The organism is Pseudomonas sp. GD03858, assembly GCF_029840925.1.
Taxonomy (GTDB): domain Bacteria; phylum Pseudomonadota; class Gammaproteobacteria; order Pseudomonadales; family Pseudomonadaceae; genus Aquipseudomonas.
This window is the reverse complement of the sequence record NZ_JAOCDM010000049.1, coordinates 17,778-34,215: the sequence shown is the minus strand read 5'-3', so window position 1 is coordinate 34,215 and position 16,438 is coordinate 17,778. Positions and strand designations below refer to the sequence as shown.

The 16,438-nt window shown below is 63.5% G+C and carries 13 protein-coding genes; 9 read left to right on the top strand and 4 right to left on the bottom strand.

Annotated elements, in window-relative coordinates:
• Positions 1–160: 160 nt before the first annotated feature.
• Positions 161–1,516 (bottom strand): amino acid permease, encoded by a 1,356-nt coding sequence (locus N5D48_RS14465; RefSeq protein ID WP_279885338.1) that lies wholly within the window; start codon positions 1,514–1,516, stop codon positions 161–163.
• 48 nt (positions 1,517–1,564) lie between these two features.
• Positions 1,565–2,506 carry an AEC family transporter gene (locus N5D48_RS14460; protein ID WP_279885336.1) on the bottom strand — a complete coding sequence of 314 codons (942 nt, stop codon included), beginning with the start codon at positions 2,504–2,506 and terminating at the stop codon, positions 1,565–1,567.
• A 187-nt stretch (positions 2,507–2,693) separates the two neighbouring features.
• Here N5D48_RS14460 and N5D48_RS14455 point away from each other — a divergent pair, with 187 nt between their 5' ends.
• Together N5D48_RS14455 and N5D48_RS14450 are read left to right on the top strand one after the other, a co-directional pair.
• Positions 2,694–4,325: a phospholipase gene (locus tag N5D48_RS14455; RefSeq protein ID WP_279885333.1), complete on the top strand. Its 1,632-nt coding sequence runs from the start codon at positions 2,694–2,696 to the stop codon at positions 4,323–4,325.
• 14 nt (positions 4,326–4,339) lie between these two features.
• The gene (locus tag N5D48_RS14450; protein ID WP_279885330.1) at positions 4,340–4,531 is read left to right on the top strand and encodes a hypothetical protein; all 192 of its coding nucleotides are present in this window, start codon (positions 4,340–4,342) and stop codon (positions 4,529–4,531) included.
• Between the two features lie 84 nt (positions 4,532–4,615).
• Here N5D48_RS14450 and N5D48_RS14445 read toward each other — a convergent pair whose 3' ends face one another.
• Complete coding sequence (locus tag N5D48_RS14445) at positions 4,616–5,176, bottom strand: response regulator transcription factor (RefSeq protein WP_044487744.1); 561 nt, start codon at positions 5,174–5,176, stop codon at positions 4,616–4,618.
• Positions 5,176–6,432 (bottom strand): ATP-binding protein, encoded by a 1,257-nt coding sequence (locus N5D48_RS14440; protein ID WP_279885324.1) that lies wholly within the window; start codon positions 6,430–6,432, stop codon positions 5,176–5,178. Before N5D48_RS14440 ends, N5D48_RS14445 begins: the two co-directional genes overlap by 1 nt.
• Before the next feature lie 301 nt (positions 6,433–6,733).
• Here N5D48_RS14440 and N5D48_RS14435 point away from each other — a divergent pair, with 301 nt between their 5' ends.
• The 7 genes from N5D48_RS14435 to N5D48_RS14405 all read left to right on the top strand — a co-directional run bounded on the left by N5D48_RS14435 (position 6,734) and on the right by N5D48_RS14405 (position 16,437).
• Positions 6,734–7,456 (top strand): SIMPL domain-containing protein, encoded by a 723-nt coding sequence (locus tag N5D48_RS14435; protein WP_279885323.1) that lies wholly within the window; start codon positions 6,734–6,736, stop codon positions 7,454–7,456.
• A 312-nt stretch (positions 7,457–7,768) separates the two neighbouring features.
• Positions 7,769–9,394 carry an ABC transporter substrate-binding protein gene (locus N5D48_RS14430; RefSeq protein ID WP_279885321.1) on the top strand — a complete coding sequence of 542 codons (1,626 nt, stop codon included), beginning with the start codon at positions 7,769–7,771 and terminating at the stop codon, positions 9,392–9,394.
• 215 nt (positions 9,395–9,609) lie between these two features.
• Entirely contained in the window at positions 9,610–11,202 is a 1,593-nt protein-coding gene (locus tag N5D48_RS14425; protein WP_279885318.1) for an ABC transporter substrate-binding protein, read from the top strand.
• Positions 11,203–11,360: 158 nt separating this feature from the next.
• Positions 11,361–12,743: an OprD family porin gene (locus tag N5D48_RS14420; RefSeq protein ID WP_279885315.1), complete on the top strand. Its 1,383-nt coding sequence runs from the start codon at positions 11,361–11,363 to the stop codon at positions 12,741–12,743.
• 72 nt (positions 12,744–12,815) lie between these two features.
• Positions 12,816–14,411: an ABC transporter substrate-binding protein gene (locus N5D48_RS14415; protein WP_279885312.1), complete on the top strand. Its 1,596-nt coding sequence runs from the start codon at positions 12,816–12,818 to the stop codon at positions 14,409–14,411.
• 78 nt (positions 14,412–14,489) lie between these two features.
• Complete coding sequence (locus N5D48_RS14410) at positions 14,490–15,500, top strand: ABC transporter permease subunit (protein ID WP_028689623.1); 1,011 nt, start codon at positions 14,490–14,492, stop codon at positions 15,498–15,500.
• A gap of 10 nt (positions 15,501–15,510) precedes the next feature.
• Positions 15,511–16,437, top strand: coding sequence for an ABC transporter permease subunit (locus tag N5D48_RS14405; RefSeq protein WP_279885308.1), 927 nt, complete (start codon positions 15,511–15,513; stop codon positions 16,435–16,437).
• Position 16,438: the final 1 nt, after the last annotated feature.

The window sequence follows — 16,438 nt, the reverse complement described above, 5'->3', positions numbered from 1 at the left end:
AACTATCGCGCGCTTAGAAGCAAGATCAAGATCAAGAAATATGAATTTGATTGTTAGACAGTTGGCAATGCGTCGACTAAACAGGCCCGCGATCGAGAGCTCCAACCTACACGGTTCCAAGACACCAGACATCGGCATCCTGGAACCGTAATAAATCAAATCAAGCCTGACGCGCCTTCTTGATTCGGAACGCCACCCATAACACCGCAATCCACGCCGGAATCAACATCACCGAAATGCGAATCGGCGGCGTCAGGTACATCACCACCAGAATCAACACAATGAACGCCAGACACAGATAGTTGGTCAGCGGGTGCCCCAGGCTGCGATAGAACGGCTGGATGCCAGCAGCCAGCTTGGCCTTGCGGAACTTCAAGTGAGTGATACTGATGCTCGCCCAGTTGATCACCAGCGCCGACACCGCCAGGGCCATCAACAAACCGAAGGCCTCGCCCGGCATCAGGTAGTTGATCACCACGCACAGACCGGTGGCGAACGCCGACACGCCCAGCGCGGCGAGCGGCACGCCACGACGGCTGACCTTGAGCAGCTGACGCGGCGCGTCACCCTGCGTGGCCAGGCCGAACAGCATACGGCTGTTGGCGTACACGCAACTGTTGTAGACCGACAGCGCGGCGGTCAGCACCACGACGTTGAGGATCGTGGCCACCAAATCGCTGTCCAGCTCGTGGAAGATCATCACGAACGGGCTACCGCCCTGCACCACTTTCTGCCATGGGTACAGCGACAGCAACACCGCCAGCGCACCGATATAGAAGATCAGGATGCGATAGACCACCTGGTTGGTCGCCTTCGGAATGCTCTCACGCGGGTTGGCCGCCTCGGCAGCGGTGATGCCCACCAGCTCCAGGCCACCGAAGGAGAACATGATCACCGCCAGGGCCATGATCAATCCGGTCACGCCATTGGGGAAGAAACCACCGTACTGCCACAGGTTGGCGACGCTGGCATCCGGCCCGCCGTGACCACTGGTCAGCAACCAGGCGCCGAAACCGATCATGCTGACGATCGCCACCACCTTGACCAGGGCGAACCAGAACTCCATTTCGCCATACACCTTCACCTGGGTCAGGTTGATGGCGTTGATCACCACGAAGAAGATCGCCGCCGTGGCCCAGGTCGGAAATTCCGGCCACCAGTACTGCACGTAGATACCCACCGCTGTGAGCTCGGCCATGCCCACCAGCACGTACACCACCCAGTAGTTCCAGCCCGAGACGAAACCGGCGAACTCGCTCCAGTACTGGTGGGCGAAATGGCTGAAGCTGCCGGCGACCGGCTCTTCGACCACCATCTCGCCCAGCTGGCGCATGATCAGGAAGGCCATCAGGCCAGCGATGGCATAGCCCAGCAGTACCGAGGGGCCGGCCAGCTGGATGGTCTGGGCGATGCCCAGGAACAGCCCGGTGCCGATGGCGCCACCCAGCGCGATCAGCTGGATATGGCGATTCTTCAGCCCGCGCTGCAAGCGCTCGGGCGTGCTCTGGTCTTGCATGAAGTGTCCTTTAGGTGAGGCAGTGTTATTGGTTTTGCTCGCAATGGACTAGATCCATCCACCCCATTGCAAGAAGAAAATCCCGATGTTGGTGGTGATCGCCGCCATCAGTGTAGTGATCACGATGATCGACGCCGCCAACTCATGGTTGCCGTTGGCCTCGCGCGCCATCACATAGCTCGCCGCTGCGGTGGGGCTGCCGATGTAGAGGAAGAGGATGCCCAGTTCGGCACCGCGAAAACCGCAGAGCCAGGCGCCCAGCGTGCCCAGCAGCGGCAGCCAGACCATCTTCGCCAGGCTGACGTCGACAGCCAGCCTGCCGCTGTCGCGCAGCGCCGCCAGCGACAGCGTGCCACCGATACAGATCAGCGCCAGTGGCAGGGTCATCTGCGCCAGGTAGTCGCCGGACGTCAGCAGCCAGTTGGGCAGCGGTACCTGGCCGTAGGCCATCGGCGTGGCTAGCAGCACGCTGATGATCAGCGGATTGCTGAGAATGCTCTTGCAAATGCTCCACGGATCGGACTTCAGGTCCGGGCTGTACACCGCCAGCACCACCGCCGACAGCGAGTTGTACATGAGGATCACCAGCCCGGCCAGCACCGCGCCGAGGGAAATACCGTAGTCGCCATACAGGCTGGCCGCCAGGGCCAGGCCGATCACGCCGTTGTTGCCGCGAAACGCGCCTTGGGTATAGACGCCGCGATCCGCCCGCGGGCAGCGCCAGATCGCCAGGCCCCAGGCCAGGCCGAAGCACGCCAGGGTCGCGAGCACGAAGTAGAGGATCACCCCAGGCTTCACCGCCGCCGCCAGGTCGGCGTGATAGATGCCGAGGAACAGCAGCGCCGGCATGCACACGTTGAACACCAGCTTGGAGGCGACCCGGACGAAGTTGTCGTCGATCAAACGGATGCGCTTGAGCAGCACGCCCATGAACAGCATGGCGAATACCGGAGCCGTGATGTTCAGTGTCTGGATGAGAAGGGCGAGCATGCAACGCGATCCTGAGAATTGCCGTTAGGGGGCAATCATACGTGACTGCCGGGGGCTTGCGCCCGCCACAGGTGCCAGTTGCCAGCACAAAGAGACCTTGACGTAGGAAATTTCCTGATTATGATGACAAATACTGTATATGCATACAGTTAAAAATGGATTATCCCGACATTGCAAGGAGCAAATCATGTCAGGAATGCAAACAATGCCTGCGGCCTCGAAGGCCCAGGCCACGCTGGTGGTCGCCGACCTCGACCAGCTCTTCGACGAACAGGGCGTCGCCCTGCCCGGCCCCGACAGCCACCTGGTGCTGGTCATGCACGGGCATCACACCCTCAAGTACCATCGTTTCGCCGCGCCACCGGCCAACGGCAAGCCGAGCAAAGGACCTGAACTGTTCTTCGAAGGCGGAGAACACACAGCCATCGGTGACAACACCCTGCTGCGCTATGAAGTGGGCCAACCCGGTATCCCCGCTCACCAGTCCCCCCTGCCACTGCCCAACGGCCTGACCCTGACCTACGGCCAGGTGATCGCCCTCGGGGGGGATTTCTACGGCCTGCCGGACCGCCCCATCGCCGATGGCGCCAACGACGCCGAGCGGATCGCGCGCTTCGGCCTGGCCTTCGACTCCCTCGCCCGCCTGCCGGCGGCCAAGGCGGAGGCCGAGCAGATCCTGGCGGTGATGCAGGAGGAAATCGCCGCCGCCAACCAGGCCATCAAGGATGGCCGCCAGCCACACGAGGCCTATGACGCGCTGGGCGACAGTCTGTCGGCACGCTGGAACCGCATCACCGGCGGCGGCAGCTTCGCCTCCGACCTGTTCCCCCTGGGCCGCTACCTGAAGCTGGCCGCGAGCAACTGGGACCACTTCGGGCCCTGGGCGCTACTGGCCTACCAGGCCGGCCACGCCGCGGCCCTGCAGCAGGCGCTGAAGGCCCGCGCCAGCGGCGAGGAACGCGACCTGCAAATGGCCTACGCGATGAACGCCTTCGCCGACCACTTCCTCACCGACCTGTTCTCCGCCGGTCACCTGCGGGTGCCGCGCAAGGCACTGGCCGACACCGTCACACCAAGCGATGTCGGCTCGCTGATCTCGCGCTTCATGCATGACGAGGACAGCAAGTACGGCCTGGCCGTGCGCAATGCCGAGGGCGAGCAATGGCGCGCCTACGGCGACAAGCGCTACTTCGATAGCGTCGACGTGGCCAACCGCCGCCAGGTCGGCCGCGCCGTGCAGCGTTCGGCCGATGAAGTGTTCCAGGCCTTCGCCGAGGGTCGCGCGCCAGCGGTGAAGGACTTCGCGGCGCTGCGCCTGGCGCCCGACCTGCGGGCCACCGAGCAGGACCTGGTGCCGGGCAACTTCGCCCCGCTGTACTTCCAGGACGGCAAGACCGTGCTGCGGCGCAAGGACGTCAATGACCTCAACGACCGCAACCGTATCGGCGACTGGTGGGGCTGGAGCACCTACCTGCTGCTCAAGGACTACAAGCCGAACAAGCCCACCGGCTTCATCGATGCCCCGGCTACCTCGCCAGCGATCACCGGCTGGGAGCGCCGCGAGCCCGATGGCCTGAACTGGCAGCGGGGCAACGCGGTGCGCTACGCCTTCAGCGTCACCGACCAGCTCAACGAGTCGTACATCGGCCCGTGGAGCGCCTATGCCGAACTGACCGACCAGTTCCACCCCAGCGTGCAGGTGCTGGCGGACGGCAAACAACGCGCTCGCAACCTGTTCCGCCAGTTCCGCGGCGGCTCACCGGAACTGATCGCCAGCCTGGACGGCAAGACCACGCTCTATATCGATCGCAACGCGTGACAAGGAGGTCACCGATGACAATCAGGATCAAGTTGGAACTGGCTTCGGGCCAGTCGATGGAAGGCATGCCGCTGGAATTGCTGCGGGCCGGCAAGGTGATTGGCCGGGCGAAAGTGCCGGCAGGGGGACAGGTGGCGTTCGAGGCGCCATCGGGGGCTGGACAACTGGCGGTGCGGGTTGACCGCTCTGGGTTGAAAACCGTTTAACGCTGCAGAACGCCATCGCGGGGCAAGCCCGCTCCCACAATCTGAGTTCAGACTGTCGGAGCGGGCTTGCCACGCGATGCTTGCCTAGCGCCGTACCGGGCGCTTCTGCAACTTGCGCTGCAGCGTGCGCCGGTGCATACCCAACGCCCGCGCCGTGGCGGAGATGTTGCCTTCGTGCTCACCCAGCACGCGCTGGATGTGCTCCCACTGCAGGCGATCCACCGACATCGGGTTTTCCGGCACCAGGGTATCCAGGTCGGTGTGCTCCGAGAGCAGCGCCGCCAGCACGTCATCAGCGTCCGCCGGCTTGCACAGGTAGTTGCAGGCCCCGCGCTTGACGGCCTCGACCGCCGTGGCGATGCTCGAATAGCCAGTCAGGATCACCACCCGCATCTCCGGGTCCAGCTCCAGCAGCTTGGGCAGCAGCACCAGGCCCGAGTCGCCTTCCATCTTCAGGTCCAGCGTCGCGTAGTCCGGCAGGTCCTGCTCGGCCAGCTTCAGGCCCTCTTCCGCCGAACTCGCGGTGCTGACACGGAACCCGCGACGGGCCATGGCCCGAGCCATAACCCGAGTGAAAGTGGCGTCGTCGTCCACCAGCAGCAGGTGCGGCAGCTCTTCGCCTTCGACCTGGTTTTCTTCGCTCATCATGCATCTCCTCGCTTGCCATGGGGCAGGCGCAATTCGGTCAGGGTGCCACCCTGCTCATGACTATAGAGTTTCACCGAACCGCCCGCACGCGTCACGCTGGCCTTGCTCAAGAACAGGCCCAGGCCGAAGCCTTTGCCCTTGGTGGTAATGAAAGGTTTGCCGATCGCCTCGGCGATGGCCGGCGGCACGCCAGGGCCATGGTCGTGGATGCTGATGACGATGTCCTGGGCGTCCCAATCCAGACGCACCTGCAGGTCGTCCGGGCAGGCGTCGGCGGCATTGTTCAACAGGTTCAGCAGCGCCTGGGTCAGGTCCGGCGGCGGCGTCAGGCGCGGCACCACGCCATCGCGCAGGCGCTGGAAGCGGTAACTGGCTTCCGGGCGCATCAAGTGCCAGCGGTTGAGCGCCTCGTCGAGCCACACGGTGACATCCTGCTCGACGATCGCCAGGCGCCGATTGGCCTCGGCGGCGCGCACCAGCTGCTGCAGGGTTTCCTTGCACAGCTTGACCTGGTCCTGAAGGATCTGCAGATCCTCCTGCAGCAACGGATCGGCGTGATCCTGGCGCATTTCGTTGAGCAGCACGCTCATGGTCGCCAACGGCGTGCCCAGCTCATGCGCAGCGCCCGCCGCCTGGGTAGCCACGGCCAGCAACTGCTCGTCGCGCAGGCTTTCCTCACGGCGTTCGGCGCGCAGGTTCTCCTGACGCCGCAGCTCCTCGGCCATGCGCGCGGCAAAGAAGGTGATCACCGCCGCGGCCAGGGCAATGCTCAGCCACATGCCGTAGACCTGCATGGTGTCGCGCGCCAGCGGCAGCGTTTCCAGCGGATAGTACTGCACCAGCAGCAGGCTATAGGCCACCAGCGCGATGCCCGAGAGCACCAGCGAGTAGATCCACGGCAAGGTGACCGCGGCGATCGCCAGCGGCACCAGGTAATAGGAGACGAAGGGGTTGGTCGAGCCGCCCGAGTAATAAAGCAGGGCGCTGTGGATCAGCAGGTCGCAGGCCAGCTGCAAGGCGTACTCGAGCTCGGTGACCGGCAGCGACAGGCGCAGGCGCAAGGCGGTGAAGGCACAGAGCAGCGACGACAGGGCCAGCGTCGCCGCCAGCGAGAACCACGGCAGCGGCAGCAGCTCGGTCCAGTAGGCAACGCCAACGGAGCCGGCCTGGGCCGCCAGGACGAGGATACGGATGAAGGTCAGGCGCCAGAGGTTCTGACGTGTGGCGGACAACGGATGTACGGCGGCGAGCATGAGCTCTCCCAATGAGTGCTCCAGGAAAATCGGCTGGAGTATACCGAAGCCGGGCGCCTCGCTGCAGCGATGCGGCAAAGCGCCACAGGAGCAGCTTCAAGCTTTGAGCTACGAGCCGCAAGCTGACCTCGATGTTTCAGGCTCATCTACTCGATTGCAGCTTGCTGGAAACTGTCCTGAAAAAGCTCACATACTTTCTTGCAGCTTGTGGCTTGCAGCTTTGAACTGCCTAAACTGTTTCCGGTCTGATCGGCCATGCGTGGACTCGATGCCACGCCCTTCACTGCCAAGGAGCTCCACCATGCACATTCCCCGTCGCGGTGCCGCCGCCGTTGCCCTGTCCTGCGGCATGCTCGCCAGCCTGCCCGCCCTGGCGGCCGACGAGCCGCGCTACAACCAGGTTTCGCTGCGCGCCGAAGTCAGCAAGGAAGTGGCACGCGACCTGATGGTCGTGACGCTGTACAGCGAAGCGCAGAACACCGATCCGGGCAAGCTCGCCAAAGAGATCACCGAGACCATGAACAAGGCCGTGCAGCAGGCACGCCAGGTCAAGGACGTGAAGATCAGCCAGGGCAGCCGCAACAGCTACCCCATCTACGACACCAAGGGCCAGAAGATCACCGGCTGGCGCGAACGCGCCGAGCTGCGCCTGGAAAGCGCCGACTTCCCGGCCCTGTCCAAGCTCACCGGGGAACTGCTGCAGGACCTGAAGATGGGCGGCATGGACTTCTCCATCGCCCCGGCAACCCGCAAGTCCAACGAGGATGAACTGCTCAAGGACGCCGTCGCCGCATTCAAGGCCCGCGCCCAGCTGGCCACCGAGGCCCTCGGCGGCAAAGGCTACAAAGTGGTCAGCCTGAACCTCAACAGCAGTGGCTACCCGCGTCCGTACCTGCGCAATGCACCCATGGCGATGATGGCCAAGGGGGCTGCCGACGAAGCCGCGCCAGCACCCGATATCGAAGCCGGCACCAGCGAAGTCAGCATGAGCGCCGACGGTCTGATCGAGGTGCAGGTGCCCTGAGGCACCCGCTTGAATGTCCGAGATGGTCAAAACCGTCTCGGACAGCCGTTTCAGACCCTTCCTACGCACCAATTGGGTGCATCTGCTTGTCACATAAAGTGCGAAATATCCTGAAAATTTCGCTCTCTTTGCCTTCGCAAACGATCAACATTCGCCAAAGTTATACGGATGCGACATCCATGTACGTCCGTCCCACTTTTTTGGCGTCAACCATCCTGCTGAGTGTTGCATTGGGAACACCCCCTGCATAAGTATCCGCAGGTCGGCTCACGAGGCCGCCTCAATTCGAAAAATGACAAAAATGAGGCCACCATGCTCAAACACGCAGTCATTCCGTTCCTGGTAAGCGCAGGCTTGCTGGCCGGCTCACCGCTCGCCCACGCCGCGACCAACCTGGTGTTCTGCTCCGAAGGCAGCCCGGCCGGTTTCGACCCTGGCCAGTACACCACCGGAACCGACTTCGACGCCTCCGCCGAAACCATGTTCAACCGCCTGAGCCAGTTCGAGCGCGGCGGCACCGCAGTGATTCCAGGCTTGGCCACCAAGTGGGACATTTCTGACGACGGTAAGACCTATACCTTCCACCTGCGCGAAGGCGTGAAGTTCCATACCACCGATTACTTCAAGCCCACCCGAGCGTTCAACGCCGACGACGTGCTGTTCACCTTCAACCGCATGCTCGACAAGAACCACCCCTTCCGCAAAGCCTACCCCACCGAATTCCCGTACTTCACCGACATGGGCATGGACAAGAACATCGCCAAGGTCGAGAAGGTCGATGACCACACCGTGAAGTTCACCCTCAACGAGGTCGATGCCGCGTTCATCCAGAACCTGGCCATGAGCTTCGCCTCGATCCAGTCCGCCGAATACGCCGACCAGCTGCTCAAGCAGGGCAAGCCAGCCGATATCAACCAGAAGCCGATCGGCACCGGCCCGTTCGTGTTCAGCAAGTACCAGAAAGACGCGCAGATCCGTTTCAAGGGTAACAAGGACTACTGGAACCCCGAGGACGTGAAGATCGACAACCTGATCTTCGCCATCACTACCGACGCCTCGGTGCGCATGCAGAAACTCAAGAAGAACGAGTGCCAGGTCACCCTGTTCCCGCGCCCGGCCGACATCGCGCCGCTGAAGGCGGACAAGAACCTGCAGATGCCCGACCAGGCCGGTTTCAACCTCGGCTACATCGCCTACAACGTGATGGACAAGGTCAAGGGCAGCAACGACGCCAACCCACTGTCCCAGCTCAAGGTCCGCCAGGCGCTGGACATGGCCGTCAACAAGCCGCAGATCATCGAATCGGTCTATCAGGGCGCGGGCCAGCTGGCCGTCAATGCCATGCCGCCAACCCAGTGGTCCTATGACACCACCATCAAGGACGCCAAGTACGATCCGGAGAAAGCCAAGCAACTGCTCAAGGAAGCCGGCATCAAGGAAGGCACCGAGATCACCCTCTGGGCCATGCCGGTGCAGCGCCCCTACAACCCCAACGCCAAGCTGATGGCCGAGATGCTCCAGTCCGACTGGAAGAAGATCGGCATCAACGCCAAGATCGTCAGCTACGAATGGGGTGAGTACATCAAGCGCTCCAAGGGCGGCGAGCATGGCGCCATGCTGATTGGCTGGAGCGGCGACAATGGTGACCCGGACAACTGGCTGGGCACGCTGTTCGGCTGCGACGCGATGGACGGCAACAACTTCTCCAAATGGTGCTACAAGCCCTACGACGACCTGATCAAGCAAGCCAAGGCGACCTCCGACCAGGCCAAGCGCACCGAGCTGTACAAGCAGGCGCAACACCTCCTCAAGGAGCAGGTGCCGATGACCCCCATCGCCCACTCCACCGTGTATCAGCCCATGAGCACGAAGGTTAAGGACTTCAAGATCAGCCCCTTCGGCCTGAACTCCTTCTACGGGGTCAGCGTGGACAAGTAACGGCCGTGATCGTCCCGCCGCAGCGGTTTGCGGCGGGACGGTGACACGACCGGGCGATACGTAAGGTAATTCCTTCACGCTCGCCGGAATGCTCCCGCCCCCATACCAGTAGCTGAACCTTGGCTCCCGCATCCTGACGCTTCTATCGTCAGGGCCGGGATGCCACAGCCGCGTTTTGCCTGTCGCGGCTTGACTATACGGACAAAGGACCTGCCATGCGCCATACCACGCTGTGTTCCACCCTGCTTGCCCTCGGCCTGCTGAGCCAGGCCCCCCTGAGCCTCGCCAACAACCTGGTGTTCTGCTCCGAGGGTAGCCCGGCGGGCTTCGATACCGCCCAGTACACCGCGGCCACCGACAACGACGCCGCCGAGCCGATCTACAACCGCCTGGTCGAGTTCGAGCGCGGCGGCACCGCCGTGCAGCCGGGCCTGGCCACCGACTGGCAAGTGTCCGAGGACGGCCTGAAGTACACCTTCCACCTGCGCCCCGGGGTGAAGTTCCACGCCAACAAGGACTTCAAGCCCAGCCGCGACTTCAACGCCGACGACGTGCTGTTCACCTTCAACCGCATGCTCGACAAGGAGCAACCCTTCCGCAAGGCCTACCCCACCGAATTCCCGTACTTCGTCAGCATGGGGCTGGACAAGAACATCGCCAAGGTCGAGAAGACCGACCCGCTCACCGTGGTCTTCACCCTCAACAAGGTCGACGCCGCGTTCCTGCAGAACATCGCCATGGCCTTCGCCTCGATCCTCTCCGCCGAGTACGCCGAGCACCTGTTGGCCAACGGCAAGGCCAGCGACATCAACCAGAAGCCGATCGGCACCGGCCCGTTCGTGTTCCAGCGCTACCAGAAGGACTCGCAGATCCGCTTCAAGGGCAACAAGGACTACTGGGCGCCTGACCGGGTGAAGATCGACAACCTGGTGTTCTCGATCAACGTCGACCCATCGGTGCGCATCCAGAAGCTGCGCCGCAACGAGTGCCAGATCACCCTGCACCCACGCCCGGCGGACCTGCCCGCGCTCAAGCAGGACGGCAAGCTGCAGGTGATGACCCAGCCCGGCTTCAACCTCGGCTACATCGCCTACAACACCCAGCACCCGCCGTTCGACCGCCTGGAAGTGCGCCAGGCCATGGACATGGCGGTGAACAAGAAGGCGATCATCGAGGCGGTCTACCAGGACGCCGGCCAGGCCGCGTCGAACGCCATGCCGCCAACCCAGTGGTCCTACGACAAGTCGATCAAGGACGCGCCCTTCGACCCGGAAAAAGCCAAGCAGCTGCTCAAGCAGGCCGGGGTCAAGGACGGTACCGAGATCACCTTGTGGGCCATGCCGGTGCAGCGTCCCTACAACCCCAATGCCAAGCTGATGGCCGAAATGCTTCAGTCCGACTGGAGCAAGCTCGGCTTCAAGGTGCGCATCGTCAGCTACGAGTGGGGCGAATACCTCAAGCGCATGAAGAACGGCGAGCACGACATCGCCCTGATCGGCTGGACCGGCGACAACGGCGACCCGGACAACTGGCTGGGCACGCTGTTCAGCTGTGACGCCATCGGCAGCAACAACTATTCACTGTGGTGCGACACGCAATACGACGCCCTGGTCAAGAAAGCCAAGCAGGTCACCGACCGCGCGCAGCGCACCAGCCTCTACGAACAAGCCCAGCAACGCCTCAAGCAACAGGTGCCGATCACCCCGGTCGCGCACTCCACGGTCAACCAGCCGCTGAGCATCAGCGTGAAAGACTTCAAGGTCAGCCCCTTCGGACGCAACGTTTTCTCCGACGTCAGCATCGATTGACCCTGCGCCATGCGACCGGGAGTGCGACCCACTCCCGCGCTCCCGTGCAGCCCGAATTTGCCTGGAGACCCCAAGGCAAACACTTGCAGTACCGCGTCACCGTGACAAACCCGGCCCACAAGGTCGGGTGATAACTAAAAAAAGATCAGGGAGCTTTCATGTTGATTCGTACCACAACCACCGCACTGGCTTTGTCCGTCGGCGCTTTCTGCGCTCTTGCTCAAGCCGAACCCACCAGCCAGGACTTCGTGCCGATCACGCTCAAGTCCAGCAGCGAACAGGCCGAGGCCAAAGGCTTCATCGACGGCCAGAGCCTGTCCGGCACCACCCGCAACTGGTACGCCCGTGAGCGCGCCACCCGCGCGCCACTGTGGAAGTACTACAAGAGCGACGGCACCCGCCACGCCACCCACAGCCGTGACAACTGGGTGCAGGGCACCATCCTCAACTACAGCTCGGGCTTCACCGAAGGCACCGTGGGCTTCGCGGTCGAGGCCGCGGCCTACAACGCGATCGCCCTCGAGCAGGGGCGCGCAGCCGTCGCTGGCCCGAACAACCGCACGCTGACTCACAGCGACGGCGATCCGATCGGCCAGTGGAGCAAGATGGGTCTGGGCAACGTCAAGGCCCGTGTGTCCAACACGACCCTGACCGTCGGCCGCCAGTCGGTCGATACCCCGATGATCGCCTACATCGGCAACCGTGCGCTGCCGTCGAGCTTCCAGGGTGCGTTCCTGCACAGCGCCGAGTTCGAGAACCTGTCGTTCGACCTCGGCACCTTCGACCGCGTCTCGCCGCGTACCGAACAGAGCCTGAGCAAGTTCCGCAGCGAGTACGGCGCCGCCGGCGTCGAGACCGACCGCGCCAGCACCGCCGGTATCAGCTACCAGCCGCTCAAGAGCCTGACCACCAGCCTCTACGCCACCAAAGTCGACGATTTCTGGAACCAGTACTACTTCGGCGCCAACCATGTGCTGGGTGACAGCGCGGTACTGAGCCTGACCACCGGTCTGAACTACTACAAGACCGTGGACGAAGGCAGCAAGAAGATGGGCGAGATCGACAACGACACCTACAGCCTGTCGTTCGGCCTGACCCACCAGGCCCACACGCTCACCGCCTCCTGGCAGCAGGTCAACGGCAACGAGTACTTCGACTACCTGCATGAAACCAACGGCATCTACCTGGCCAACTCCCTGCTGTCGGACTTCAACGGCCCGAACGAGAAGTCGCTGCAGATCAGCTACGTGCTGAACATGGCGCCCTACGGCGTGCCAGGCCTGAAGTTCAACCTGTACAACGCCCGTGGCTGGGGCATCGATGGCACCCACTACAAAGGCACCGCCTATGACGTCAACGGCATGGACGGCGAAACCCACTACGAGTGGGGCATCGGCACCAGCTACGCGGTACAGAGCGGCATGCTGAAGGACACCACCATCCGCGCCACCTACACCGCGCACCGTGCCAGCAAGGCCCAGGCCGACGGCAGCCTCGACGAGCTGCGCATCGTCACCACCATTCCGTTCAACATCCTCTGACCGTTGGCGCCACGGCCCGATTCCCCACGGGCCGTGGCGGCTACGCTGGAACTAGCACTGCAGGGAGGTTCCATGAAATCGCTACCGCTACGCGCTGCCCTGGCAGCCGTCATCCTGGGCGCCGCATCGAGCCTGGCGGCCAAGCCGCTGGTGGTGTGCACCGAAGCCAGCCCGGAAGGCTTCGACATCGTCCAGTACACCACCGCCGTCACCGCCGACGCCACGGCCGAGGCCATCTTCAACCGCCTGGTCGACTTCAAGCCCGGCACCACCGAGATCCAGCCGGCACTTGCCACGAGCTGGGACGTCAGCCCCGACGGGCTGGTCTACACCTTCCACCTGCGCGAAGGCGTCAAGTTCCACAGCACCGACTACTTCACCCCCACGCGCGACTTCAACGCCGATGACGTGCTGTGGAGCCTGAACCGCCAGCTGAAGAAAGACCATCCGTGGCACGACAAGACCAGCGTCGGCTACCCCTATTTCGAGAGCATGGCCTTCAAGGAACTGCTCAAGTCGGTCGAGAAGACCGACGAACACACCGTGGTGATCACCCTGACCCGCCCGGAAGCGCCGTTCCTGCGCGACCTGGCCATGGCCTTCACCTCGATCTACTCCGCCGAGTACGGCGACCAGTTGCTCAAGGCCGGCAAGACCTCCGACCTCAACAGCAAGCCGATCGGCACCGGCCCGTTCGTGTTCCAGCGCTACAGCAAGGATGCCCAGGTTCGCTACAAGGCCAACCCGGACTACTTCCGCGGCAAGCCACCGGCCGACGCGCTGATCTTCGCCATCGCCACCGACAGCAATGTGCGCCTGCAGAAGCTGCGCGCCAACGAGTGCCAGATCGCCCTGTACCCCAAGCCTGACGACGTGCCGGGGATCAAGACCGATCCGAAACTCAAGGTCGCCGAGATCGAGGCGCTGGTCACCGGTTACATCTCGATGAACACCCAGCACAAGTACCTGAGCGACGTGCGCGTGCGCAAGGCGATCGACATGGCCTTCGATCGCCAGACCCACGTCGACCAGCTGTTCGGCAAGGGCAACGCGCTGGTCGGGGTCAACCCGTACCCGCCGACGATGATCGGCTACAACACCGACAACAAGAATCCGCCCCACGACCTCGACAAGGCCCGCGCCCTGCTCAAGGAAGCCGGCGTGCCTGAAGGCACGGTGATCACCCTGTTCACCCGCAACGGCGGCGGCCCGACCAACCCCAACCCGCGTCTGTCGGCCGAAATGCTCCAGTCCGACCTGGCCAAGATCGGCATCAAGCTCGATATCCGCGTGATGGAATGGGCCGAGATGCTGCGTCGCGCCAAGAAGGGCGAGGCCGACCTGGTATCGGCGGGCTGGGCCGGCGACAACGGCGACCCGGACAACTTCCTCACGCCGATGCTCAGCTGCGATGCGGTCAAGAGCGGCGAGAACTACGCGCGCTGGTGCAACCAGAAATTCCAGGACCTGATCACCCGCGCCCGCGAAGTGATCGACAACGACGAACGCGCCAAGCTCTATAACGAGGCTTTGGCGGTGTACGATGAAGACCAGCCGTGGATCAGCATGGCCCACCCGAAAATGTTCACCGCCATGCGCGAGAACGTCGAGGGCTATGTAATCAACCCACTGACCAACAACAACTTCGCCACTACCCGGGTGAAGTAGAACAACAACAACAGCCGCCGACGCCTCACGAGGGCCCGGCGGCACCGCCGTTAACCGGCTGATGAGGTACCCCCGACAATGTTGAGTTTTATTGCCCGACGCCTGGGCCTGCTGATTCCGACCTTCTTCGGTATCACCTTGCTGACCTTCGCGCTCATACGCCTGATTCCCGGCGACCCGGTCGAAGTGATGATGGGCGAACGCCGGGTCGACCCCGAAATGCACGCCCAGGCCATGGAGCGCCTGGGCCTGAACAAACCGCTGCCGGCCCAGTACCTGGACTATGTCGGCAAGCTTGCCCAGGGCGACCTGGGCGAATCCCTGCGCACCCGTGAAAGCGTATGGAACGAGTTCCTCACCCTGTTCCCGGCGACCCTGGAGCTGGCCATGGCCGCCCTGCTGTTCGCCGGCGTGATCGGCCTGCTGGCCGGGGTGATCGCCGCGCTCAAGCGCGGTTCGCTGTTCGACCACGGGGTGATGGGCATCTCGCTGGCCGGCTACTCGATGCCGATCTTCTGGTGGGGCCTGATCCTGATCATGTTCTTCTCCGTGAGCCTGGGCTGGACGCCGGTCTCCGGACGCATCGACCTGCTCTACGACATCGAGCCGAAGACCGGCTTCATGCTCATCGACACCCTGCTCAGCGACGAGGAAGGCGCGTTCAAGGATGCGGTGATGCACCTGATCCTGCCGGCCATCGTGCTGGGCACCATCCCGCTGGCGGTGATCGCCCGGATGACCCGTTCGTCGATGCTCGAGGTGCTGCGCGAGGACTACATCCGTACCGCCCGCGCCAAGGGCCTGTCGCCATCGCGCGTGGTGTTCATCCACGGCCTGCGCAACGCGCTGATCCCGGTGCTGACCGTGTTCGGCCTGCAGGTCGGCACGCTGCTGGCCGGCGCCGTGCTCACCGAAACCATCTTCTCCTGGCCGGGCATCGGCAAATGGCTGATCGAGGCCATCGGTGCCCGTGACTACCCCGTGGTCCAGAACGGCATCCTGTTGATCGCCTGCCTGGTGATCCTGGTCAACTTCGTCGTGGACATCCTCTACGGCCTGGCCAACCCACGCATCCGTCATCAGCGCTGAGGACTACGCCATGACCAGCCCGATTCCGAAATCCGTCACCCCGCCCAGCGCGGTTGACCAAAGCTTGCTCTACCCTTCGCCGTACAAAGAGTTCTGGCAGGCCTTCTCACGCAACAAAGGCGCGGTGGCCGGCCTGGCCTTCATGTGCCTGATCGTGTTCTGCGCGCTGTTCGCCCCTTGGGTGGCACCGCACAACCCCAGCGAGCAGTACCGCGACTTCCTGCTGACCCCGCCGGTCTGGCTCGAAGGCGGCACCTGGCAGTTCATCCTCGGCACCGACGAACTGGGCCGTGACTTGCTGTCACGCCTGATCCAGGGCTCGCGCCTGTCGCTGCTGATCGGCCTGTCGTCGGTGGTGATGTCGCTGATCCCGGGTATCCTGCTGGGCCTGCTGGCCGGCTTCTTCCCGCAGATCCTCGGCCCGTCGATCATGCGCCTGATGGACGTGATGCTGGCCCTGCCCTCGCTGCTGCTGGCCGTGGCCATCGTCGCCATCCTCGGCCCAGGCCTGATCAACACCGTTATCGCCATCGCCATCGTCTCGCTGCCGTCCTATGTGCGCCTGACCCGCGCCGCGGTGATGGGCGAACTGAACCGCGACTACGTCACCGCCGCGCGCCTGGCCGGCGCCGGCCTGCCACGCCTGATGTTCGTCACCGTGCTGCCCAACTGCATGGCGCCGCTGATCGTCCAGGCCACCCTGAGCTTCTCCTCGGCGATCCTCGACGCCGCCGCCCTGGGCTTCCTAGGCCTCGGCGTGCAGCCGCCGACCCCCGAGTGGGGCACCATGCTGGCCTCGGCCCGCGACTACATCGAGCGCGCCTGGTGGGTGGTGAGCCTGCCTGGCCTGACCATCTTGCTCAGTGTGCTGGCAATCAACCTGATGGGCGACGGCCTGCGCGACGCGCTGGACCCGAAACTCAAGAACGCCGCCTGAG

What these genes read in the sequence shown, in the direction of transcription:
- N5D48_RS14425 (WP_279885318.1), top strand. Translation starts at nt 9,610, where the DNA reads ATGCGCCATACCACGCTGTGTTCCACCCTGCTTGCCCTCGGCCTGCTG.
- N5D48_RS14465 (WP_279885338.1), bottom strand. Translation starts at nt 1,516, where the DNA reads ATGCAAGACCAGAGCACGCCCGAGCGCTTGCAGCGCGGGCTGAAGAAT.
- N5D48_RS14430 (WP_279885321.1), top strand. Translation starts at nt 7,769, where the DNA reads ATGCTCAAACACGCAGTCATTCCGTTCCTGGTAAGCGCAGGCTTGCTG.
- N5D48_RS14410 (WP_028689623.1), top strand. Translation starts at nt 14,490, where the DNA reads ATGTTGAGTTTTATTGCCCGACGCCTGGGCCTGCTGATTCCGACCTTC.
- N5D48_RS14440 (WP_279885324.1), bottom strand. Translation starts at nt 6,432, where the DNA reads ATGCTCGCCGCCGTACATCCGTTGTCCGCCACACGTCAGAACCTCTGG.
- N5D48_RS14435 (WP_279885323.1), top strand. Translation starts at nt 6,734, where the DNA reads ATGCACATTCCCCGTCGCGGTGCCGCCGCCGTTGCCCTGTCCTGCGGC.
- N5D48_RS14445 (WP_044487744.1), bottom strand. Translation starts at nt 5,176, where the DNA reads ATGAGCGAAGAAAACCAGGTCGAAGGCGAAGAGCTGCCGCACCTGCTG.
- N5D48_RS14420 (WP_279885315.1), top strand. Translation starts at nt 11,361, where the DNA reads ATGTTGATTCGTACCACAACCACCGCACTGGCTTTGTCCGTCGGCGCT.
- N5D48_RS14460 (WP_279885336.1), bottom strand. Translation starts at nt 2,506, where the DNA reads ATGCTCGCCCTTCTCATCCAGACACTGAACATCACGGCTCCGGTATTC.
- N5D48_RS14415 (WP_279885312.1), top strand. Translation starts at nt 12,816, where the DNA reads ATGAAATCGCTACCGCTACGCGCTGCCCTGGCAGCCGTCATCCTGGGC.
- N5D48_RS14405 (WP_279885308.1), top strand. Translation starts at nt 15,511, where the DNA reads ATGACCAGCCCGATTCCGAAATCCGTCACCCCGCCCAGCGCGGTTGAC.
- N5D48_RS14450 (WP_279885330.1), top strand. Translation starts at nt 4,340, where the DNA reads ATGACAATCAGGATCAAGTTGGAACTGGCTTCGGGCCAGTCGATGGAA.
- N5D48_RS14455 (WP_279885333.1), top strand. Translation starts at nt 2,694, where the DNA reads ATGTCAGGAATGCAAACAATGCCTGCGGCCTCGAAGGCCCAGGCCACG.